Here is a 21,233-nt window from a genome sequence, read left to right on the forward strand (position 1 = left end):
GCCGGGGGGGGAAACCGGTCGGTCGGTCAGCGCACGCCGACGGCGGGGAGGGCGACGCCAACGCCGGCGTCGTCCAGGCGGGTCTTCCAGTCCCTGGCCTCGCCGATGGCGGCGGCGTAGTCGGCCCGGCGCCGGGCGGCCCGGCCGGTGACGGCGACCTCGGCCATCGCCCGCCCCGCGTACTGGGCCTCGATCCCCTCCCGCAGCATCTGGAGGGCCTCGGACCGCAGCTGGGAGATGCGGGACTCGGTGACGCCGAGGAAGCGGGCCAGCTCCTGGCTGGTCGTCCCCTCGAGGAAGTAGCCGACGATCACGAGGCGGTGCCGCTCGGGCAGCAGGCCGACCGCGTCGCGCAGGTAGGCGTGCAGCTCACGGCTCTCCAGCTCCTCGGACGGCTCGAGGGTGGCGTGGTCGGTCAGGACGTCGACCAGGGTCATCTCCTCCTCGTCGTCCTCGGCCACCGTGTGCTCGAGGGCCAGGACGACGGACCGGAAGATGCGGTCCTGGAGGCGGGCCAGCTCGCTCGCCGACATGCCGAGCGCCTCGGCCATCTCGTCGCGGGTCGGGACCCGGCCGAGGTCGGTCGCCAGCTGCTGCTCGACCCCCTCAAGCTTGCGGGCCAGGTTCCGCACCGAGCGCGGGGCCCAGTCGGCCGAGCGGACGGCGTCGAGGATGGCGCCCCTGATCCGCTGGGCGGCGAACCGGTCGAACGGCACGCCCCGGGAGGCGTCCCACCGCTGGGCCGCCTCGACCAGCCCGAGCGCACCCGCCCGGGCCAGCTCCTCGCGGTCCACGTGACGGGGGAAGTGCACCGCCACCTGGAACACGATGTGCTTCACGAGGGGCAGGTGCTCCTCGACCAACGCCGACAGCTCACGGTCCTCGACCATTGCACGCCCTCCACTCCAGCTCGCCGCCACCGGTCATCGACGGTTGCGGGGGAGGGCTTGAGGAATTTCTCTCAGGGCTGGTAGGCGGCGCCCTCGAACACGGCGGCCCGGACCCCCCGCCGGGCCAGCTCGGCGAGGAACGGGACCGGCTCCACGAGCTCGGCCAGCCCGGCCGCGCCCGGTCGCCGCACGTCCCCGTTGGCGACGGCGAGGGCGGCGACGGCGGCGACGGCCCCGGCGGCCACGGCCGGCCGGTCCATGGCCCCGAGCACCCGCACGTCGCGGCTCACGCCCTGGCGCCCGCGGACCTCGACCCGCACGGCGCCGACCGTCCCCTCCGGGTGGGGGCGGCGCAGCATCGGCAGGTGGGCGGTGAAGCGGTCCCGGCGGTTGGCCGCCAGGCGCGCGGTGACCCGGCCGACGCCCGGGAAGGCGGGCACGAGCAGGAGCGCGTCGGGCAGCGCGGCCCGGTAGCAGTCCTCGGCGCCGACGGGGTCGGGGAACCAGCACAGCTCCCGACCCGAGCCGCCCCGGCGCCGGACCCAGCCGCCGTCCCGCCAGTCGATGGCCATGCCGCCGAGGGCCTTGTGGTGCAGGCGGGCGCACGCCGGCCCGCCGGTGCCGACCTTGGCGACGTGGATCTCGTCCACCCGCTCGACGTCGGCGGCCGCGTGCCGGGCCAGCACGCAGGTGAGGCCGGGCGAGAAGCCGGCGGCCACGACGACCGAGCGGCCCCGCTCCCTCGCCTCGGGGTCGAGGTCGAGGAGCGCCTCCACGTCGGCCACGGCGTCCGACACCGACACGACCGACACGCCCCGCTCGAGCAGCGCCCTGGCCTCGGCGGCGTGGTCGCCCGACGGGGTGGCCAGCACGGCGACGTCGGCCTCGACGGGCGCCGGGTAGGGCGGCTTGTCGACGACGGCCTTGGCGCCGAGCGAGGCCGCCGCCGACTCCACCCGGTCGACCCGCTCGTCGCGGAGGACGACCTGGTCGACCTCGTCGGCGGACACCAGCTGGCGGGCGACCCGGGCGCCGACGGCCCCGACGCCCACGACCGCGACCCGCATCAGCGCAGGTCCGGCCCGGACAGCTCCCGCCAGCCGCCCTCCTGGGGCGGCACCCCACCGGAGCCCCGCAGGCGGATGGCGGCGGCGATGGCGCCGGCCGCGACCAGTGCCGTCACCGCTCGCCGGAGGGCCTTCATGCGCCGAAGGGTACCCGCGCCGTCCCCGGCGTCAGCAGACGGCGGGGATGCGGGTGGTGAGGACGTACCGGTAGGCGGCGTCGCAGTTGCCGAAGATCACGAGGCGGATCGAGCCGTCCTCGTTGTGGACCTGGCGGCCGTCGACCGGGAGCTGCTCGGGCTTGGCCGACTGCTCGGCCGCCGCCTTGAGCGGCACCGCGCACCCGGCCACCGTGAGGACCAGGGCCGCCAGCGCCGCGGCGCCCCGCCCGGAGGTGCGTCGTCCTCCACCGCCCTCTGCCATCCCCGACCTCCGCGCCGACGCCGACCGAGCCGTGGACGAACCGGGATCGGCGGTCGGTGGCGACGGTGCCGCGGACGAGTCGGTCCAGGAACGCTCGGCCCGTCCTTGCCCAGGATCCGCCGGCCGAACCGTGGTGGCACTCGGGCGAGCACGCGCCGTGAGCCCGCCGGTCGCGAGGCTCGACGGCCGGGGCGGCCGGAGCGCCGGGGCCCGCCCCCGGCGTGCGATCGGGTGGGGCTAGCTGGAATCGAACCAGCGACCTCATCCTTATCAGGGATGCGCTCTAACCGACTGAGCTATAGCCCCGGAGGCGGTCGAGGCTACACGACCGGGCGGCGGGTCTCCTCCTCGATGACCGTCACCCGGATGCCGCCGACGAGGTCGCTGATGAGGTTGAACAGCACGGCCATCAGCACGTTCGTGGCGGTGCCGGCGACGACCATGACGAGGCCGACGAGGGCCGACGCCCGCAGCATCTGGTTGGGCTCGAACTGGAACGTCTCGAACCCGAACAGCTCCTCGACGAAGCTCTCGATGTTGTCCACCAGGCCGGTGGACGCGGCCGCGTTCCACAGCAGGACGGCGGCGGTGAGCACGACGAGGAACAGCACCAGGTAGAAGAGCAGCGAGAGCTTCAGCACCGACCACGGGTCGACGTGGCGGATCTGGCGACGGACCTTGCGGGCCCGCATCTTCCGGGTGCGGCGCTTGGCCCGCCAGCCCCGGTTGAGGTTGGCCGGGGGCGAGTGCTTGCCGCGGCGGGGCAGCGGCTGGGTGTCCTCCGGCGACGCGTCCGGGTCGACGTCGGGCAGCGGGGCGGCCCGGAGGTCGACCCTCGTCTGGTCCGGGGCCATCGCCGGCGCCGCCGCCCCGGTGACGAACGGCGGCGGCATGGTGGGCGCGGTCACGTGCCCGGTCCCGTTGCCGCCGACGGCGGGAGGTGCCGGCGGGGCGGCCGTCGCCCCGGTGGCGTAGTGGCCGGCCCCGTTGCCGGTGTACGGCGGCGGGGGCGGCGGCAGGACCGACGGACGGCCGGCGTGGCCGGCGCCGTTGCCCGACATCGGCGGCGGCGGCACGACGGACGGGCCGCTCCCCATGTGACCGGCGCCGTTGGCGGCGACCGGCGGCGGGGGCGGCACGTAGGACGGCGCGGGCGCGGCGGTGAGGGGCAGGGTCGTCGCCCCTGGCGGCGGGACCGGTCCGGTCCCGGGAACGGCGGGCGCCGGCTTCGGCGGGGCGACGACCTCGTCCCAGGCGCGTTGGGGCCGAGAGCCGTCGGGCTGCATCACAGGCAGTGTAGGTAACCAGTCGGGCGGGTCGTAGTCGCGCCCTTCCCGTCGGCCGCCCCGGCACCGGCGTGAGGCCGCCGATCAGGGCCCACGGGCACCGCAGAGCTCGAAGTGGACGGGGTCCGTCGCCGGCAGCGGCTGGCACAGCCCGGCCTCGGCGGCCACCGTCAGCAACGTCGGGACGAACGACGACGGGACGTCGATGGCCAGCCCCCGCTCGTGCATCGACGTGCCCGGCCGGGCCACCGGGAACGGGTTGGTGGCTCGGTCGGCCCACAGGACCGCCTGCTCGGCCGTCGAGCGGTACCCCGAGACCACCGGCACCGGCTGCCCGAGCAGCGCGCCGGCCCGCTCCACGGCCGCCGCCATCGCCGGCACCAGGCCGCCCACGTCGCCCGCGCCGGCGCCACTGACGCCGCCCCCGCCCCGCTCCAACGCGGCCCTCGCCCTGGCCGTCGCCCCGTCGACGGTCACCTCGACCTGGGCGGCGCCCCCGTCGACCGTGAACGAGACGAGGCGACCGCCGTTGGCCGCCGCGGCGTCGGCGGCGGACGCCTCGCCCTCGGCGGCACCGGCCAGCGCGCCGGCGTCGGCGGCCGTGCGGGCCCTGGCCCTGGCGAACGTGGCCCCTCCGAGGTGGGTGAGGGCGACCGCCGCCACCCCGGCCAGGAGGACGACGACGGCGAGCAGGGGCGTCGCCTGCCCCCGGTCGTGAGGAACGGGGGGACGACGGAGATCGGATCCGGGCGGCACGGGCCACCTCCAGGGCGCGACAGGGTCGAGGCGTCGGGGGAAGTGGCGCTGGGCTGCCGCGGCGTCGGGCGCGGCGGACGTCAGCCCGTCGTGGCGTCGGGGGAAGTGGCGCCGGGGGAAGCGACGTGGGTGGCGGCGGGAGGCCGCCGGAGGTCAGGCCTCCGGGTCGTCGGCGCCGAGCACGGGGGCGGCGGCGGCCACGGCCTGGCCGCGATCGAGGTTCATCACCCGGACGCCGGTGGCGTCGCGGCCCTGGGAGCTGATCTCCCTGACCGGGATGCGGATGACCACGCCGGCCCCGCCGATCAGCAGGATCTCGTCGTCCAGGCCGGCGAGGAAGGCGGCGACGACCCGACCCCGGGCACGCGTCAGTCGCATGCCGATCACGCCCATCCCGCCCCTGCCCTTGCGGGGGTAGTGGACGAGCTTGGTGCGCTTCCCGTAGCCGGCATCCGTGACGATGATCAGGTCGGCGTCGTCCCTGGCCACGTCGCAGGACACGACCTCGTCGCCGGCCCGCAGCTTCATGCCGATCACGCCGCCGGCGGCCCGGCCCATGGGCCGCACTTCGTCGCCGGCGAAGCGGATCGTCTGGCCGTCGGCGCTGACCATGAACACGTCGTCGCCCTCGTTGGCCGGGATCACCCGCACGAGCTCGTCGCCGTCGCGGAGGTTGATGGCGATGAGCCCCGCCCGCAGGGACGAGTCGTACTCGGTGAACCGGGTCTTCTTCACCTGCCCGTTCTTCGTCGCGAAGAACAGGAAGTGGTGGGACTCGTAGTCGCGGGTGTCGATGATGGCCTGCACGGTCTCACCCGGCGCCAGCGGCAGCAGGTTGACGATGGCCGTGCCCCTGGCCGTGCGGTCCTTCATCGGGATCTCGTGGGCCCGCAGCCGGTACACCTTGCCGCGGTTCGAGAAGAACAGCAGGTAGGCGTGGGCGCTCGTGTGGATGATGTGGACGACGTAGTCCTCGTCCCGCAGGCGGGTGCCGGCCACGCCCCGCCCGCCCCTCGCCTGGGTGCGGAAGGCGTCGGCCGGGACCGTCTTCACGTAGCCCTTGGCGCTCATGGTGACGACGAGCTCCTCGTCGTCGATGAGGTCGAGGTTGTCGAGGTCGCCGGGGTCGAAGGTGATCTCGGCCTTGCGGGGCGTGGCGAAGTCGGCGCGGATGCGGCCCAGCTCGTCCTTGATGACCCCCCGCAGCTTGCCCTCGTCCTCGAGGATCGAGCGCAGCTCGGCGATGCGGGCCCGCAGGGTCTCGGCCTCGCCCTCGAGGTCCGAGCGACCCAGCCGGGTGAGGCGGCTGAGGGTCATGTCCAGGATGTGCTCGGCCTGCACGTCGGTGAACGAGAACGGCTCCGCCGTGAGCGCGGCGCGGGCGGCGGCCCGGTCGTCCGACGCCCGGATGGCGGCGATGATCGCGTCGATCAGGTCGAGCGCCTTGAGCAGGCCCTCGACGATGTGGAGCCGGCGCTCGTCCTTGTCCAGGCGGAAGCGGGTCCGCCGGGTGACGACCTCGATCTGGTGGGCGATGTAGGCGCTCAGCAACTGGGCGAGGTTGAGGGTGCGGGGCACGCCGTCGACCAGCGCCACCATGTTCACGCCGAAGCTCGTCTGGAGCGGCGTGTGCTTCCAGAGGTTGTTGAGCACGACGTTGGCGTTGGCGTCCCGCTTGAGCTTGATGACGAGCTTGGTGTCGTTGCCGGACGACTCGTCGTTCAGCTCGGCGATCCCCTCGAGCTCGCGGCTCGTCACCAGCTCGGCGATGCGGGCGAGGATGGCGTTGGGCGACGCCTGGTAGGGCAGCTCGGTGACGACGATCCACGTCGTCCCCCGCCGGTCCTCCCGGATCTCGGCCCTCGCCCGGATCTTGATCGAGCCCCGGCCCGTCCGGTAGGCGTCGAGGATCCCCGAGCGGCCGAGGATCAGCGCGCCGGTCGGGAAGTCCGGCCCCTTCACGAACTGCATGAGGTCATCCGGCGTGGCGTCCGGGTGGTCGATCAGGTGGACGGTGGCGTCGATCGCTTCGCCCAGGTTGTGGGGCGGGATGTTCGTCGCCATGCCGACGGCGATGCCCTGGCTGCCGTTGACGAGCAGGTTCGGGAAGCGGGCGGGCAGCACCTTGGGCTCGGTGAACTCGCCCGAGTAGTTGTCCTGGAAGTCGACGGTGTCCTCGTCGATCCCGTCGAGCATGTGGTTGGCCAGGGTGGCCAGCCGGCACTCGGTGTAGCGCTGGGCGGCGGGCGGGTGGTCGGGCGAGCCGAAGTTGCCCTGCCCGTCGATGAGCGGGTGGCGGAGGCTGAAGTCCTGCGCCATGCGGACGAGCGCGTCGTAGATCGCCCCCTCGCCGTGGGGGTGCAGCTTCCCCATCACGTCGCCGGTGACCCTGGCGCACTTCAGCCGGGGCCGGTCGGGGCGGGCGCCGAGGTCGTGCATACCGTAGAGGATCCGGCGGTGGACCGGCTTGAGCCCGTCGCGCGCGTCCGGCAGGGCGCGGCTGACGATGACGGACATGGCGTAGTCCAGGAAGGACCGCTCCATCTCCTCCTGGATCTCGATGGCCTCGAAGGAGCCGAACGTCGTGGAGGTGCCGTCGCCGTCGTCGGGCGGGAGGTTCGTCGTGTCGCTCATCGTCCTAGATGTCCAGGAACCGGACGTCCTTGGCGTTGGCCGTGATGAACTGCTTGCGCAGCGGCACGTCGTCGCCCATGAGGATGCTCATCACCTCGTCGGCGATCGAGGCCTGCTCGACCGACACCTGGAGCAGGGTCCGCCTGCCCGGGTCCATCGTCGTCTCGCCGAGCTCCTGCCAGCCCATCTCGCCGAGGCCCTTCAGGCGCTGGAACTCGAACTTCCGGCCCTCGTGGCGGGCGAGGAACACCGCCTTCGCGGCGTCGTCCTTCAGGTAGACCTTCTCCTTCCCGACGACCGTGGAGTACAGCGGCGGCTGGGCGATGAAGACGTGGCCGGCCTCGACGAGCGGCTTCATCTGGCGGAAGAAGAACGTGAGCAGCAGGGTGCGGATGTGGCTGCCGTCGACGTCGGCGTCCGCCATGATGATCACCTTGTGGTACCGGATCTTGGCGAGGTCGAACTCCTCGCCGAAGCCGGCGCCGATGGCCTTCACCAGGGCCTCGATCTCGTTGTTCTTCAGCATCTTGTCGATGCGGGCCCGCTCGACGTTCAGGATCTTGCCCCTGATCGGCAGGATCGCCTGGGTGGCCGGGTTGCGGGCCTTGATGGCCGAGCCGCCGGCGGAGTCGCCCTCGACGATGAACAGCTCGGCCTCGCGGGGGTTGCGCGAGGAGCAGTCGGTCAGCTTGCCGGGCATGCCGGCGCCCTCCAGGGGCGACTTGCGGATGGCGGCGCGGGCCTGGCGGGCGGCGACCCTGGCCCGTGACGCCTGGATCGCCTTCTGCACGACCTGGCGGGCCTCGGTGGGGTGCTCCTCGAGGAAGTCGCCGAACTTCTCGTTGGTGGCCCGCTCGACGAGGGACCGGATGCTGACGTTCCCGAGCTTGGACTTCGTCTGCCCCTCGAACTGGGGGTCGCGCAGCCGGACGCTGATGATGGCGCTCAGGCCCTCGCGGATGTCCTCGCCCTGGAGGTTGTCGTCCTTCTCCTTCAGCAGCCCCTTGGCCCGCGCGTACTTGTTGACGGCGTTGGTGAGGGCCTTCTTGAAGCCCTCCTCGTGCATGCCGCCCTCGTTGGTGGCGATGCCGTTGGCGAAGGAGTGGAGGCCGTCGGTGTTGTAGCCGGTGTTCCACTGGAACGCGACCTCGACCTCTTGGTCCTCCTCCTGCTGGGAGAAGTAGCCGACCCGCTTGAACAGCGCCTCACGGGAGGCGTTGACGTGGCGGACGAAGTCGACGATGCCGCCCGAGTAGCGGTAGGTGACCGGCTCGACGATGGCGTCCGGGCGCAGGTCGCGGAAGCGGATCTCGAGGCCCTTGTTGAGGAACGCCATCATCTGCAGGCGCTCGAGCAGGGTGCGGGCCGAGAACGTCGTGTCCTCGAAGATCAGCGGGTCGGGCCAGAACCGCACGGTCGTGCCCGTCCGCCCCCGGGGCGCCCGGCCGATCATGTGCAGCTTCTGCTCGGTCTTGCCGCCCTTGGCGAAGGACATGAAGTGGCGGTTGCCGTCCCGGTCGATCTCGACCTCGACCCGCTCCGACAGCGCGTTGACGACCGACACGCCGACGCCGTGCAGGCCGCCCGACACCTTGTAGCCGGCGCCGCCGAACTTGCCGCCGGCGTGGAGGATGGTGAGCACGACCTCGGCGGCCGACATGTTCTTGTACTTCGGGTGGAGGTCGACGGGGATGCCGCGGCCGTCGTCGATCACCTCGCAGCCGCCGTCGGGCAGCAGGGTCACGTCGATGCGCGTGCAGTAGCCCTGCATGGCCTCGTCGACGGCGTTGTCCACGACCTCGTACACGAGGTGGTGGAGGCCGCTCGGGCCGGTCGAGCCGATGTACATGCCGGGCCGCTTGCGCACCGCCTCCAGGCCCTCGAGGACCTGGATGTCCTTCGCCCCGTAGGACCGGTCATCCGGCGGCACGGCGCGCTCCTCCAGGGCTCGAGGGACCGAGGCGAACGATCGGCCCGACCGGGGAAAACCGCAGGTCGGGAGCCGTGTTCACGATGGTTGACAGTTTACCAGCGGGGTGTGACAGCCAGGCTCACCGTCGCTCCGGCGGGCGCACGCGGACCTCGATCCTGGTGACCACGCCCTCCCCCGCCACGTCGGCGACGCGGCGCAGCAGGTCGGCCTGCAGGTAGCGCAGCTGGGTGGCCCAGCCCGGCTCGTCGACGGCGACGAGGAGCCGGCCGTCGTGGATCGACACGGGGCTGGCGTGGGCGGCCACCTGCTCGCCGACGAGCTCCTCCCAGCGCCCGAACACGGCCACCACGGCGCGGGCCCCCGGCAGCCCCAGGTCGCCGAGCGCCCGGTCCAGCCCCTCGCCGAGCGGGACGAGCGGGCGGCCGCCCTCGTCGTCGGTGCGCTCCCAGCCGGCGCCCATCTACGCCGCCGCCACCCGCCCGCCGGCGACGCGCAGCACCAGCTCGGGATGGGCGTCGGCGGGCAGCGGGCCGGCCGTCGTCAGCACCGCCTGGCCGGCCGGGAGGTGGGCGAGCAGGGCCGCGCTGCGGTCGGGGTCGAGCTCGGAGAACACGTCGTCGAGGAGGAGCACGGGTGGCGTGCCGACGGCGTCGGTGACGACCGCGTGCGCGGCGAGACGCAGGGCGAGGGCCAGCGACCGCTGCTCGCCCTGGGACGCGTGGGTGCGGGCCGGGAGCCCGCCGAGGCGCACGACCAGCTCGTCGCGGTGCGGGCCGACCAGGCTCACCCCCCGCCGCACCTCCTCGGTCCGGGCCGCGGCGAGCGCCGGCGCCAGCCCCTCGGCCATCCACGGCGCGTCGTAGGCGACCTGCACGTCGGCCGACGTCGACGCCACCTGGTCGTAGGCCTTGCCGAGCTCGGGCTCCAGCCGGGCGACCAGGCCGGCCCGTCCCCTGGCCAGGGCCTCGCCGTGCTCGACCAGCTTGGCGTCCCACACGTCGAGGGTGGCGGCCACCCCGTCCGACAGGCGGCCGCCGGCCTGGCGGAGGAGCGCGTTGCGCTGGCGCAGCACCCGCTCCACGTCGGCGCGCACGGCGTCGTACCGGGCGGCCAGGGCGACGAGCGTGTCGTCGAGGAACCGCCGGCGCTCGGCCGGGCCGCCCTTCACCAGCGTGAGGTCGTCCGGGGAGAACACCGTCACCCGCAGCGCGCCGAGCAGGTCCCTCGCCCGGCCCAGCCGCTGGCGGTTCACCTGCACCCTCGTGCGCACGCCCCGCCGGTCCGCGCCGGTCCCCCGCCCGGCCAGCTCGGCCTCGATGAGCAGCCGGCGGTCCGCCCGCTCGGCCTCGGCCCTGACCACCGCCCGCTCGGCGCCGACGCGGACCAAGGCCTCGACCGGTGCGCCCCGGAACGACGACAGCGAGGCCAGGAACCCGACCGCCTCGAGCAGGTTCGACTTGCCCTCGCCGTTGCCGCCGACGACGGCGGTGAGCCCGGGCGCGAGGGGCACGTCGGCCTCGGCGTAGTTCCTGAAGTCCGTCAGCCAGAGCCGGCCGAGGTGCACGGTGGCGTCACCAGGGGGCGGTCGCCCCCGTCACGACACCCGCACGGGCATGAGCAGGTAGAGGAACCCCTTGCGCTCCACCGAGCGGACCAGCGCCGGCTTGTGGGCGTCGACCGTCTCGAGGGTGATCTCGTCGCCGGGCGCCGCCTCCACCCCGTCGAGCAGGTACTCGGGGTTGAACGCCACCGTGAGCTCGGCCCCCTCGTACTTGGCGTCGAGCTCCTCGCGGGCCTCGCCGACGTCCTGGGCGACGGCCAGCAGCTCGAGCCCGTCGGGCCGCATGGCGAGGCGCACCGGGGTCGTGTCCCTGGCCATGAGCTTCACCCGGCGGACGGCGTCGAGCAGCGGCTCCCGACCCACCGTGAGGCGGTTCGGGTGGCTCGTCGGGATGAGGCCCCGGTAGTTCGGGAACTCGCCCTCGATCAGCCGGGTGGTGAGGCGGACGGTGCCGACGTCGAACGACGCGTCCCGCTCCCCCAGCCGCAGGGTGACCTCCTTCGGCCCCGTCAGCACCCTGGCCAGCTCGGTCAGGGCCCGCGACGGCACGAGCACGCTCTGGCCCTCCCGGAGGACGGCGACGCCCTCCAGGTCGCGCACGGCCAGCCGATAGGAGTCGGTGGCCACCAGGCGCAGCCCGTCCTCCTCGGCCGAGAGCAGCACCCCGGTGAGGATCGGGCGCGAGTCGTCGGCGCTGGCCGCCGGGACGACCTGGCGGAGCGCGGCGGCGAACTCGTCGGAGTGCAGGGTGACCGCGTCGCCGACCGGCTCGCTCACCCGGGGGAACTCGTCGGCGGGCAGCAGCCGGACGGAGAACTGCGACCGTCCGGCCGTGATCCTCGCCTCGTCGTCGTCGGCGTCCACGTGCACGGCGCCGGCGTCGAGGGCTCGCACGATCTCCGACGCCAGGCGGGACGGGATCACGGCCACCCCGTCCGCCTCACCCGACACCGGCGCGGTCACCGAGATCGTGAGGTCGAGGTCGCTCCCGGTCAGCCGCAGGGTGTCGCCGTTCAGCTCGGCCCGCACCCCGGAGAGCACGGGGAGCGCGCCGCCCCGGCTGGCGACCGCACGCCCCGCGGTGCCGAGCGCGTCGGCGAGGACGTCACGCTCGCATCGGAACCTCACTGGCCCTCTCCTTTGCTCTTCTCTCTAGATAGAACCGGTGCCGGTAGTAGGGGCTGTGGATTGTGGACGGCGGCCTCGCGGTGCAGGTCAGGCCGGCAACCGGAGCGCGCGTGCTGTCCCCAGGCTCCCACAGCGGGACGCCGGGGACGGTGACGGCGGGCGGCCGCGCGGTGGACGCGGCCCCGTCCGTCCCCCGCGACGGGCCGTCGGCCCACAGCCCTGTCCACCGTCGTTCCCCCGCCCGCCTCAGTCGCCGGCCTGGATGGCCTGCATGAGCTCGGTGACCTGGTTGTAGATCTGGCGCCGCTCCTTCATCAGCGCGCCGATCTTCTCGACCGCGTGGATGACGGTCGTGTGGTCCCGGCCGCCGAACTCCCTGGCGATGGCCGGGTAGCTCAGGTCGGTGAGCTCGCGGCAGACGTACATGCCGACCTGGCGGGCCGTGACGAGCGGGCGCCGGCGGCTGCGGTCCTTGATCTCGTCGACGGTGAACCCGAACATCTTCGCCGTCGCCTCGAGGATGACGGCCGGGGTGATGAGCCGGGGCTGGCGCTCGGTGAGGAGGTCGCCCAGCACCCGCTCGGCCAGCTCCGGCGTGAGCGGCTCGTTGTTCAGGCTGGCGTAGGCCGACACCCGGATGAGCGCGCCCTCGAGCACCCGGATGTTGTCGGTGATGTGGCTGGCGATGAACTCCAGCACGTCGTCGGGCGCCCTGGTCTCACGGCTCTCCCGCTCGGCCTTCTTGCGGAGGATGGCGAGCCGGGTCTCGAGATCAGGAGGTTGGATGTCCGTGATCAGGCCCCACTTGAAGCGGCTGCGGAGCCGGTCCTCCAGGGTGGCGATGGCGTCCGGCTGGCGGTCGCTCGAGATGACGATCTGGCGGTTGGAACCGTGGAGGGAGTTGAAGGTGTGGAAGAACTCCTCCTGGGTCCCCTCCTTGTTCTCGAGGAACTGGATGTCGTCGATGAGCAGGACGTCGAGCTCGCGGTAGCGGCGCTTGAAGGCCGTGCCGGTGTTGGTCCGGATGGCGTCGATGAACTCGTTCGTGAACACCTCGGTCGACAGGTAGCCGACCCGGTAGTCCGGATAGTTCTGGCGCACGTAGTGCCCGATGGCGTGCAGCAGGTGGGTCTTGCCGAGCCCAGCTCCCCCGTAGATGAACAGCGGGTTGTAGGACCGGGCCGGCGTCTCGGCCACGGACAGCGCGGCCGCGTGGGCGAACCGGTTCGACGCGCCGGTCACGAACGCCTCGAACGTGTAGCGGGGGTTCAGCGCGTCCGTGAGGCCCGCGACCGGCGGGCGGTCCTCGGCCGGGGCGTGGCCACCGGGCTGGAACGCGGCCCGGGGCGCCAGCGGCGGCGGCTCGAGGGGCGGCGGGGTGGGGTCCGGGTCGCCGACGGCGACCACGTCGACCAGCACCTCGACCCCCGCGAACCCCGCCTCGGCCAGGGCGTCGCGCAGCAGCGGCGAGTACCGGCCGTCCAGGCGGTCCTTCACGAGGGGGCTCGACACGGCCAGGAGGAGGCGACGCCCGTCGAAGGCGACGGGCTCGGCGTCCTGCATGGAGGACAGCCAGACCGCCTCGGAGACCTGGGCTCGCAGGTTGTCGGCGACCCGATTCCACAGGTCCTGCGCTTCGCCCACCAGCCTGCACGCCTCCCTCTGCCGGACGGCATCCACAACGCCGTCCACACACTGTGGACAATGCACCGAACACCGGGAGGAGCCCGGGTCGCCATCGGACCGTGCCGGGGGAAGCGGTGCGGCTGATGCCGCCGGGTGGACCGGAGCGACCGGGGCACGGTAGCACCGCGCCACTCGGGGCGCGCCGGCCGCCGGGCGGCCCCGTCCGCGGCGTTCGTGCCGGTCCACGGTTGCTCCCGGGACGGTCCAGGCTCTACCGTGACCGGTCGGCCCGACCGGCCGCGCGCGCCCTCGTGGCAGCCCGGCCCGCCTCGAGGAGGAGACCGTGAAGCGCACCTACCAGCCCAACAACCGGCGCCGAGCCAAGCGGCACGGCTTCCGGCACCGCATGTCGACCCGGGCGGGCCGGGCCGTGCTGCGGGCCCGCCGGCTGAAGGGCCGGCACCGCCTGTCCGCCTGACCCGGCCGTCGAGCGAGGTGACCCGTGGGGCCGGCCCCCGGCCTGGTGTGGCGGCTGCGCGGCCGCGCTGCATTCGCGGCGCTCATGGCCGACGGGCGACGGGTGCGGAGCGGGCCGGTCACGGTAACGTACCTGGCGGCGCCGGGCACCGAGCCGCCGAGGGTCGCGTTCTCCGTCGGTCGGGCGGTCGGGCCCGCCGTCGTGCGGAACCGCATCCGGCGCCGGCTGCGGGCCATCACCAGGGAGCTCGCCGCCGACCCCGCCGGCCTCCCGCCGGGCAGCTACCTGATCGCGGTGCGCCCGGCGGCAGCCACCCTGGACTACGTCGGACTGAGAGCGAGTGTGGAGCGAGCGGTGAGAGGGATCCCCGGAGCGGCGGCGTGACGCCGCCGGCCCGTGCCCTCCGTGCCCTCGTGCGCGGCTACCAGGCGGTGCGCGCCGGCCGGCCGTCGCCCTGCCGGTTCGTCCCCTCGTGCTCGGTCTACGCCGTCGAGGCGCTCGAGCACCACGGCGCCGCGCGCGGCTCCTGGCTGACCGTCCGCCGCCTCGCCCGCTGCCACCCGTGGGGTGGCGCCGGCTACGACCCCGTCCCCCAGCGCCCCGAGAGAGAGGCGGCGTAGGTGTTCGACCTCATCGCGTCGGTCCTGGCGTGGTTCTACGACCTCGTCCCCTCCTACGGGGTCGCCATCATCCTGCTGACCCTCACCGTCATGGTGATCCTCACCCCCTTGACCCTCAAGGGCACGCGGTCGATGATCGCCATGCAGCGCCTCCAGCCGGAGATGCGCAAGCTCCAGGCCCAGTACAAGGACGACCGGCAGAAGCTCAACGAGGAGCTGCTGAAGTTCTACCGGGAGCACAAGATCAACCCGCTGGGCGGCTGCCTCCCGCTGCTGCTCCAGGCGCCGGTCTTCATCGTCCTCTACCGGGTGATCTCGGGGCTGACCCACCGGGCCGGCATCGGGGCCACCGCCGGGTCGGTCCTCGCCGGCGGTGAGGTGCTGAACACGTTCCGGCCCGAGTACCTCGACCGGAGCAGCGCGCTCTACCAGGCCCTCTCCCACGACACCGAGATGCGCTCGTTCGGCATCAACCTCGCCGACAGCGCCAGCCGGGCCCTGTCCGAGGGCGGGTTCCTCCACGCCCTGCCGCTGCTCGTGCTGATCCTCTTCGTGGCGGCGACGAGCTACATCCAGCAGAAGCAGGTGTCCGGGCGGAACCCGAACGCCACGATGAACCCGCAGCAGCAGATGCTCCTGCGGATCATGCCGGCCTTCTTCGCCTTCATCTCCCTCGGCCTGCCGGGCGGCGTCGTCCTGTACTTCTTCGTCTCGAACCTCTACCGGATGGGCCAGCAGGCGTTCATCACGAGGACGATGTACCGCGACGGCACCGTGCCCGTCGACGTGCCGGCGAAGGACGTCACCGCCAAGCCGGCCAAGGGCGACAAGCCCGCCAGGCCCTCGCTCGGGCGCGGCGCCAAGCCGCCGGTCGAGGCGAAGGCGAAGGTCAAGCCCCAGCCCGCCGTCGGGCGGTCGGGCAGCACCAGCGCGTCGGCCAAGAACGGCGCGCCGGCGAAGACCTCGCGCATCGGCCGCGTCACCCGCGACGGCTCCGCCGACGGGGCGCCGCGCCGGCCCGTGACGAGGGCGTCCACCACCCCGCCCGCCGCCAACGGCCGGGCCCAGCCGCCGGCCACCCAGCCGCGGCCCCGCAAGAAGAAGAGGAAGTAGCGCCGTGGAGTGGGTCGAGACGACCGGTCGGACCATCGAGGAGGCGAAGGACGCCGCGCTCGACGAGCTCGGCGTCGACGAGGCCGACGCCGAGTTCGAGGTGCTGGAGGAGCCGAAGAGCGGGCTGTTCGGCCGGCTGCGGACCGAGGCCAGGGTGCGGGCCAGGGTCAAGCCGACCACGCCCAGGCCGAAGGCCGAGCGCCGCACGCGGCGCCGGCGGTCGAGCGGTGACGGGGACGACGCCGGCACGGCGGGCGAGGCGACGGCCGAGGTCGAGGCCACCGCGGGCCCGGCCGGCCAGGGAGCGGCCGGCGACGACGCCGGTGGCACCGGGGCCAGGCGCAGCCGCGGGCGGCGCGCCTCCGAGGGTCGCGGCAGCGGCCGGGGGACGCGGGCGGCGAGGACGACGACGAGCGACCGGGACGAGGCGGCCGCGCCGCCCGACGACGGGAAGGAGCCCGCCATGGAGGCGGCCGGCATGACCGTGCGCGAACAGGGTGAGGTGGCGAGCGAGTTCCTCGAGGGCCTGGTCGACGCCTTCGGCCTCGACGGCACCGTGGAGGTCGACGAGGTCGACGAGGAGACGGTGGAGGTGGCGATCGTCGGGGCCGACCTCGGCCTGCTGATCGGGCCCCGGGGCCAAACGCTCACCGCCGTGCAGGAGCTGGCCCGCACCGTCGTGCAGCGCCAGCAGTCGGCGCCGCCGGTCGGGCGCCTCAGGGTCGACATCGGCGGCTACCGCCAGCGTCGCCGCGAGGCGCTGGAGCGGTTCACCCGCGACGTCGCCGCCCAGGTGATCTCGACGGGCGTGGCCAAGGCGCTGGAGCCGATGTCCCCCGCCGACCGCAAGGTCGTGCACGACACGGTCAACACGATCGACGGCGTGGCCACGAGGTCCGAGGGCGAGGAGCCCCGCCGGCGAGTCGTGATCGTGCCCGCCGAGGGCGCCTGACCTGGACGAGGCCCTCCTCGCCGTCCTCCGGCGGGCGCAGGCGCTCGGCTTCCTCGGGCCCACCCCGGTCGAGGACCACCTCGAGCACACCGCGGCGTTCGCCGGCGCCGTCGGCGACCCGGGCTCGGCCCGGTGCCTCGACCTCGGCAGCGGCGCCGGCGTCCCCGGGCTGGCCCTCGCCTGCTGGTGGCCCGCCACTCGCTGGCTGCTCGTCGACGCCGGCGCCCGCCGCTGCGACGCCCTCGTTGCCGCCGTCGCCACCCTCAAACTCGGCGACCGGGTCGAGGTCCGCCAGGCCAGGGCCGAGGAGGCCGGGCGCGACCCCGAGCTGCGGGCGGCGTTCGACCTCGTCGTCGCCCGCTCCTTCGGCCCGCCCGCCGTCGTCGCCGAGTGTGCCGCCCCGTTCCTGCGGGTCGGCGGCCGGCTGGCGGTGAGCGAGCCCCCGACCGGCGACGACCGCTGGCCGCCGACCCCCCTCGCCGAGCTCGGCTTGGAGGCGACCGAACGCAGCGATGTCGGCGCCGCCCACGTGCAGCTCCTGCGCCAGACGGCCCCCTGCCCCGACCGCTACCCCCGCCGCACCGGCGTCCCTACGAAGCGCCCCCTCTTCTGACGTTCCACGTGGAACGCCGACGCCGCGGGTCGGCGCCGCGCACGTCGAGCCCTCGTCAGGTGGCCCGGTCCCCGACCGCTAGCGCGTCGCTCCTAAGCGCGTCCTCTCTTCTCATGTTCCACGTGGAACGTCGGCGACCCGGCGGGTGGCCGATACTGGCCGGCATGGCAGACCGTCCGGGCGTCCGCGCCGCGCACGTCGCCCCTGCATCACGTGGCCCCGTGCTCGAACGCTAAGTGCGTCGCTCCCCGCGGGCCGCCGAGCTGACCGCCGCGGGAGTCCGCGCCACGTCGAGGCCCTGCGTCCGGGGCCCCAGGCGCGGACCGCTACACGACGCGCGAGCCAGGGGCGTGCGATTCAGCGCAGGTGCGCGCGCCGCCGGGCGGTTAACGACTCCGGACTCTGCTGACGTTCCACGTGGAGCGTCCGCCGCACGTCGCCTCCCGCGGCCGGCGGCTCGGCGCCGCCGGGTGACGAGCGAGTCCGGACCGCTCTGCTGACGTTCCACCTGGAGCATTCGTTGCACGGAGGCCGCCCGTGGGGGGCGCCCCCAGCGCGGACGCCGTCGATGGCCGCGACGACTCCCGACGGCCGCCAGTTTGGCTACGCCGCGTGCACCCCGCGCCGTACCCGTGCGTTCGCGCTGCGGCAGCCGATAGCGGCGCGCGCCTTGCCACAGCCCCGGGCCGGCGGCGAGCGACAGGCGCTTAGGGCGGCGGGCTCGCTGGCGTGAACGGGCGAGGCTCGAGCCGTTGTTTCACGTGGAACGGCTGCCTCGGCCCGGCCCCGCGGCCCCGGGAGGTCGAGGGTGCTTGCTTCTGGTAGGTGGGGCGGCGAGGATGACCCGCGTGGGACCCGACGGCGAGGACGAGCTGCTGGCCAGGGGCCGGGCGATCGTCGAGCAGCTGGCCGGGTCGAACGGGACCGTCGAGACGCCGCCGGCGCCGGCCGAGGAGGCCGACCTGCCGGGGGCGGAGGCGCTGCCGGTCGAGGCCGAGGAGCCCGTCGCACCGCCGCCGGCGCCGCCGTTCCTGCGCCCGCTCCCCCGGTTCATCGCCGTCGCCAACCAGAAGGGCGGCGTCGGCAAGACGACGACCGCAGTCAACCTCGGCGCCTGCCTGGCCGAGCTCGGCTACCGGGTGCTGATCGTCGACCTCGACCCGCAGGGCAACGCCAGCACCGGCCTCGGCCTCAACCCCCGCAACCTCCAGGCCTCGATGTACGACGTCATCCTCCACGACACGCCGCTCGAGGACTGCGTCGAGGCCACCTCGATCCGGAACCTGTTCGTCGCCCCGGCCAGCCTGGACCTCGCCGGCGCCGAGATCGAGCTCGTCCCCGCCTTCAGCCGGGAGCTGAAGCTGCGGCGGGCGCTCGAGGAGGTGCGGGACGACTACGACTACGTCCTCATCGACTGCCCGCCCTCGCTCGGCCTGCTGACGGTCAACGGCCTGGCGGCGGCCACCGAGGTGCTCGTGCCCATCCAGTGCGAGTACTACGCGCTCGAGGGGCTCGGCCAGCTCCTGCGCAACGTCAGCCTCGTGCAGCGCAACCTCAACCCGTCCCTCGAGGTCACCGCCATCGTGCTCGTCATGTACGACGCCAGGACCAAGCTCTCCGACCAGGTGGCGCGCGAGGTGCGGGCGCACTTCGGCCCCAAGGTCTGCCGCAACGTCGTGCCGAGGACCGTGCGCCTCTCCGAGGCGCCGTCCTTCGGTCAACCGATCACCACGTTCGACGCCACCTCCCGCGGCGCCATCGCCTACCGGGAGCTGGCCAAGGAGGTCAGCGGTGGAGCGCCGCAGCGGGTTGGGTAGGGGCCTGGGGGCGCTGATCCCCCCCGACGTCGACGGCGAGCCCCGGGGCGCGACGGGGCGGGGCGAGCTGCGGGAGCTGGCGGTCAGCGACGTCCACCCGAACCGGTACCAGCCGAGGGCCCACTTCGACGAGGAGTCGCTCGACGCACTGACGGCGTCGGTCCGCGAGCTCGGCGTCCTCCAGCCCGTGCTCGTGCGGGTCGACCCCGAGGGCGGCTACGAGCTCATCGCCGGCGAGCGGCGGTGGCGGGCGGCCAAGCGGGCCGGCCTGCCGACGATCCCCGCCCTCGTCCGCGACGTCGCCGACGCCAGGGCGCTCGAGCAGGCCCTCGTCGAGAACCTCCACCGCCAGGACCTCAACGCCCTGGAGGAGGCGGCCGCCTACCAGCAGCTCATCGAGGACTTCCACCTCACCCACGACCAGGTCGCGGCCCGGGTCGGCAAGAGCCGGGTGGCGGTCAGCAACACGCTCCGGCTGTTCCAGCTGCCGCCATCCATCCAGCGGCTCGTGGCCGACGGCCAGCTGTCCGCCGGCCACGCCCGCGCCCTGCTCGGCACCCCCGACCGCTCCTTCCAGGAGCAGCTGGCCCGCCGGGCCGTGGCCGAGGGGTGGTCGGTGCGCCAGGTGGAGGAGGCGGTGCGGGCCCGGTCCGAGCGGGGCCTTTCGCTCCCGGAGCCGGCCACCCGCCGGCTGCGCCCTCCCGGCCTGCTCGAGCTCGAGGAGCTGCTGTCGTCCCAGCTCGACACGAGGGTGCAGGTGACGATGGGCGCCAAGCGGGGCAGGGTGGTGATCGAGTTCGCCGACCTCGAGGACCTCGAGCGCATCTACCGGGCGATGACGGAAGCCTCACCTGCTGGTTGAGGGTCGCGGGCCGCACCGGCCAGCGTGATCCTCAACTCGAAGTTCTCCCCACGGTGTGGTTAACCCTGTGGAGAACCGTCGGCCTGCACCGGAGTCTCGACCCAGCGGGTGAGAGCACGGGCCAAGGCCTCGACCACCGCTGCAGACCGGGCCACGACCAGGGCAGGAGGGCCGAGCTCGCACCAGGTGGCCGGCATCCGGGTCTCACGCAGCACTGGAAGGCGCATCCCGGTCGGCGCTGCCGGGCCGGCGTCGAGCACCGGCGCGACCTCTTCGCAGAGGAGCTCGGCCAGGCGGCGCCCGCCGGTCGACTCGAACCCTCGAGCGGCGTAGAAGGCGACCGAGCACCCCGGCCCGCCGGCGGTCAGGCCGACGTAGGCGTCGGCGGCGAACTCGTTCGCCTCCCTGGCGTGGGCCGACTGGTCGGGGTGGTGGACGGTGAGGACGGTCGCCCCGACGTCGTGGAGGGCCCGTGCGACCGCGTCGGCCAGGGCCGCCACCCCGCCGGTCTCGCCGACGGCGACCCGCCGCTCGGCCAGCCGCTTCGGGGCCTGGCGCAGGGTCTCCCGCTCGCGCACGACGGCCACGTGCGCCGGGGACCCGACCTTGGCGCCCAGCCGCACCAGGGTGTGGACGCTGTCGGGCCCGCAGATCCCGTCGGCGCCGAGGCCGGCGTTCTTCTGGAAGTCGGTGACGGCGGCCGCCGTGCGGGGCCCGAAGATCCCGTCGACCCGGCCGGCGTCGAAGCCAAGCGCGCCGAGCCGCAGCTGGAGGTCGTGCACGTCCTCGCCCCGCAGCATGGGGGAGCGCAGGTAGAGCAGGCGATCGCCGAGCCGGTACCCGGCCTCGACGAGCGCGGCCCAGGTCTGGCGGCCGCAGATGCCGTCGACCCGGAGGCCGCGGCTCTGCTGGAAGGCCCGGACGGCGGCCTCGGTGGTGGCCCCGAACGCGCCCGGCTCGTCGTCCGCGTCGAAGCCGAGGGCGACGAGCCGGTGCTGGAGGTCCTTCACCGCTTCCGGCGGGCTCTGCGATCCGAGGGGGAGGCCGTCGTCGACAGGCACGACCGCCATTCTTCCCCGCCCGGGCCGGCCGGAGCGCCGGCGATCAGTCGATCAGACGAACTCGGAGAGCTCCTGGAGCAGCTGGGCCTTGCCCTTGGCGCCGACCAGGCGCTTCACCGGCTCGCCCTCCTTGAAGACGATGAGCGTCGGGATGCTCATCACGCCGTAGCGGCGGGCCAGGTCGGGGTGCTCGTCGATGTTCAGCTTCGCCACCCGCAGCTTGCCGGCCTGCTCGGCGGCGATGTCCTCGAGGATCGGGGCGATCATCTTGCACGGCCCGCACCACTCGGCCCAGAAGTCGACGACGACCGGCTCGGTCGCGGCCTTCAGCTCCTCGTCGAAGCTGCCGGCGGTGAGGGTGGCGATGTCGGTGGCCATTGCGTGGTTCCTCTCCTCGGGTGCTCACGACGGCCAAC

General features: G+C 73.9%; 21 protein-coding genes and 1 tRNA gene. 7 read left to right on the top strand and 15 right to left on the bottom strand.

The window, feature by feature from the left end:
* Positions 1 to 26 precede the first annotated feature (26 nt).
* From VGB14_04215 to dnaA, 13 genes are all read right to left on the bottom strand, one after another.
* Positions 27 to 890 carry a FliA/WhiG family RNA polymerase sigma factor gene (locus tag VGB14_04215; GenBank protein HEX9992114.1) on the bottom strand — a complete coding sequence of 288 codons (864 nt, stop codon included), beginning with the start codon at positions 888 to 890 and terminating at the stop codon, positions 27 to 29.
* Between the two features lie 71 nt (positions 891 to 961).
* Entirely contained in the window at positions 962 to 1,957 is a 996-nt protein-coding gene (locus VGB14_04220) for a Gfo/Idh/MocA family oxidoreductase (GenBank protein HEX9992115.1), read from the bottom strand.
* Complete coding sequence (locus VGB14_04225; GenBank protein HEX9992116.1) at positions 1,957 to 2,094, bottom strand: hypothetical protein; 138 nt, start codon at positions 2,092 to 2,094, stop codon at positions 1,957 to 1,959. Before VGB14_04225 ends, VGB14_04220 begins: the two co-directional genes overlap by 1 nt.
* A 31-nt stretch (positions 2,095 to 2,125) precedes the next feature.
* Positions 2,126 to 2,377, bottom strand: a complete 252-nt coding sequence (locus VGB14_04230; protein ID HEX9992117.1) for a hypothetical protein — start codon at positions 2,375 to 2,377, stop codon at positions 2,126 to 2,128.
* A 232-nt stretch (positions 2,378 to 2,609) separates the two neighbouring features.
* A tRNA-Ile gene (locus tag VGB14_04235) sits at positions 2,610 to 2,683 on the bottom strand.
* A gap of 14 nt (positions 2,684 to 2,697) precedes the next feature.
* On the bottom strand, positions 2,698 to 3,663 hold the full coding sequence (locus VGB14_04240; protein HEX9992118.1) for a DUF3566 domain-containing protein: 966 nt from the start codon (positions 3,661 to 3,663) through the stop codon (positions 2,698 to 2,700).
* Between the two features lie 84 nt (positions 3,664 to 3,747).
* Positions 3,748 to 4,419, bottom strand: a complete 672-nt coding sequence (locus tag VGB14_04245; GenBank protein ID HEX9992119.1) for a M15 family metallopeptidase — start codon at positions 4,417 to 4,419, stop codon at positions 3,748 to 3,750.
* A gap of 153 nt (positions 4,420 to 4,572) precedes the next feature.
* The gene (gene gyrA / locus VGB14_04250; protein HEX9992120.1) at positions 4,573 to 7,053 is read right to left on the bottom strand and encodes a DNA gyrase subunit A; all 2,481 of its coding nucleotides are present in this window, start codon (positions 7,051 to 7,053) and stop codon (positions 4,573 to 4,575) included.
* 4 nt (positions 7,054 to 7,057) lie between these two features.
* Positions 7,058 to 8,983: a DNA topoisomerase subunit B gene (locus VGB14_04255; protein ID HEX9992121.1), complete on the bottom strand. Its 1,926-nt coding sequence runs from the start codon at positions 8,981 to 8,983 to the stop codon at positions 7,058 to 7,060.
* Positions 8,984 to 9,104: 121 nt separating this feature from the next.
* Positions 9,105 to 9,446 carry a DUF721 domain-containing protein gene (locus VGB14_04260; GenBank protein HEX9992122.1) on the bottom strand — a complete coding sequence of 114 codons (342 nt, stop codon included), beginning with the start codon at positions 9,444 to 9,446 and terminating at the stop codon, positions 9,105 to 9,107.
* Positions 9,447 to 10,550 carry a DNA replication/repair protein RecF gene (locus VGB14_04265; protein HEX9992123.1) on the bottom strand — a complete coding sequence of 368 codons (1,104 nt, stop codon included), beginning with the start codon at positions 10,548 to 10,550 and terminating at the stop codon, positions 9,447 to 9,449.
* A gap of 30 nt (positions 10,551 to 10,580) precedes the next feature.
* Positions 10,581 to 11,675: a DNA polymerase III subunit beta gene (dnaN, locus tag VGB14_04270; protein HEX9992124.1), complete on the bottom strand. Its 1,095-nt coding sequence runs from the start codon at positions 11,673 to 11,675 to the stop codon at positions 10,581 to 10,583.
* Positions 11,676 to 11,921: 246 nt separating this feature from the next.
* Positions 11,922 to 13,319: a chromosomal replication initiator protein DnaA gene (gene dnaA, locus VGB14_04275; GenBank protein HEX9992125.1), complete on the bottom strand. Its 1,398-nt coding sequence runs from the start codon at positions 13,317 to 13,319 to the stop codon at positions 11,922 to 11,924.
* A 325-nt stretch (positions 13,320 to 13,644) separates the two neighbouring features.
* Here dnaA and rpmH point away from each other — a divergent pair, with 325 nt between their 5' ends.
* From rpmH to VGB14_04310, 7 genes are all read left to right on the top strand, one after another.
* Positions 13,645 to 13,779: a 50S ribosomal protein L34 gene (gene rpmH, locus VGB14_04280; protein ID HEX9992126.1), complete on the top strand. Its 135-nt coding sequence runs from the start codon at positions 13,645 to 13,647 to the stop codon at positions 13,777 to 13,779.
* A gap of 380 nt (positions 13,780 to 14,159) precedes the next feature.
* Complete coding sequence (yidD, locus tag VGB14_04285) at positions 14,160 to 14,399, top strand: membrane protein insertion efficiency factor YidD (GenBank protein ID HEX9992127.1); 240 nt, start codon at positions 14,160 to 14,162, stop codon at positions 14,397 to 14,399.
* Positions 14,400 to 15,512, top strand: coding sequence for a membrane protein insertase YidC (yidC, locus tag VGB14_04290; GenBank protein HEX9992128.1), 1,113 nt, complete (start codon positions 14,400 to 14,402; stop codon positions 15,510 to 15,512).
* 4 nt (positions 15,513 to 15,516) lie between these two features.
* Positions 15,517 to 16,464, top strand: a complete 948-nt coding sequence (gene jag / locus VGB14_04295; GenBank protein ID HEX9992129.1) for an RNA-binding cell elongation regulator Jag/EloR — start codon at positions 15,517 to 15,519, stop codon at positions 16,462 to 16,464.
* Between the two features lie 430 nt (positions 16,465 to 16,894).
* The gene (locus VGB14_04300; protein HEX9992130.1) at positions 16,895 to 17,077 is read left to right on the top strand and encodes a hypothetical protein; all 183 of its coding nucleotides are present in this window, start codon (positions 16,895 to 16,897) and stop codon (positions 17,075 to 17,077) included.
* 848 nt (positions 17,078 to 17,925) lie between these two features.
* A complete protein-coding gene (locus VGB14_04305; protein ID HEX9992131.1) occupies positions 17,926 to 18,894 on the top strand; it encodes an AAA family ATPase in 969 nt (322 codons plus the stop codon).
* The gene (locus tag VGB14_04310; protein HEX9992132.1) at positions 18,869 to 19,756 is read left to right on the top strand and encodes a ParB/RepB/Spo0J family partition protein; all 888 of its coding nucleotides are present in this window, start codon (positions 18,869 to 18,871) and stop codon (positions 19,754 to 19,756) included. The genes VGB14_04305 and VGB14_04310 overlap by 26 nt, the downstream gene beginning before the upstream one ends.
* Before the next feature lie 59 nt (positions 19,757 to 19,815).
* On the opposite strand, the gene VGB14_04315 is transcribed toward VGB14_04310, so the two are convergent.
* On the bottom strand, positions 19,816 to 20,817 hold the full coding sequence (locus tag VGB14_04315) for a peptidoglycan-binding protein (GenBank protein HEX9992133.1): 1,002 nt from the start codon (positions 20,815 to 20,817) through the stop codon (positions 19,816 to 19,818).
* A gap of 51 nt (positions 20,818 to 20,868) precedes the next feature.
* A complete protein-coding gene (gene trxA, locus VGB14_04320) occupies positions 20,869 to 21,195 on the bottom strand; it encodes a thioredoxin (GenBank protein HEX9992134.1) in 327 nt (108 codons plus the stop codon).
* Positions 21,196 to 21,233: the final 38 nt, after the last annotated feature.

The organism is Acidimicrobiales bacterium (assembly GCA_036399815.1).
Lineage (GTDB): Bacteria > Actinomycetota > Acidimicrobiia > Acidimicrobiales > DASWMK01 > DASWMK01.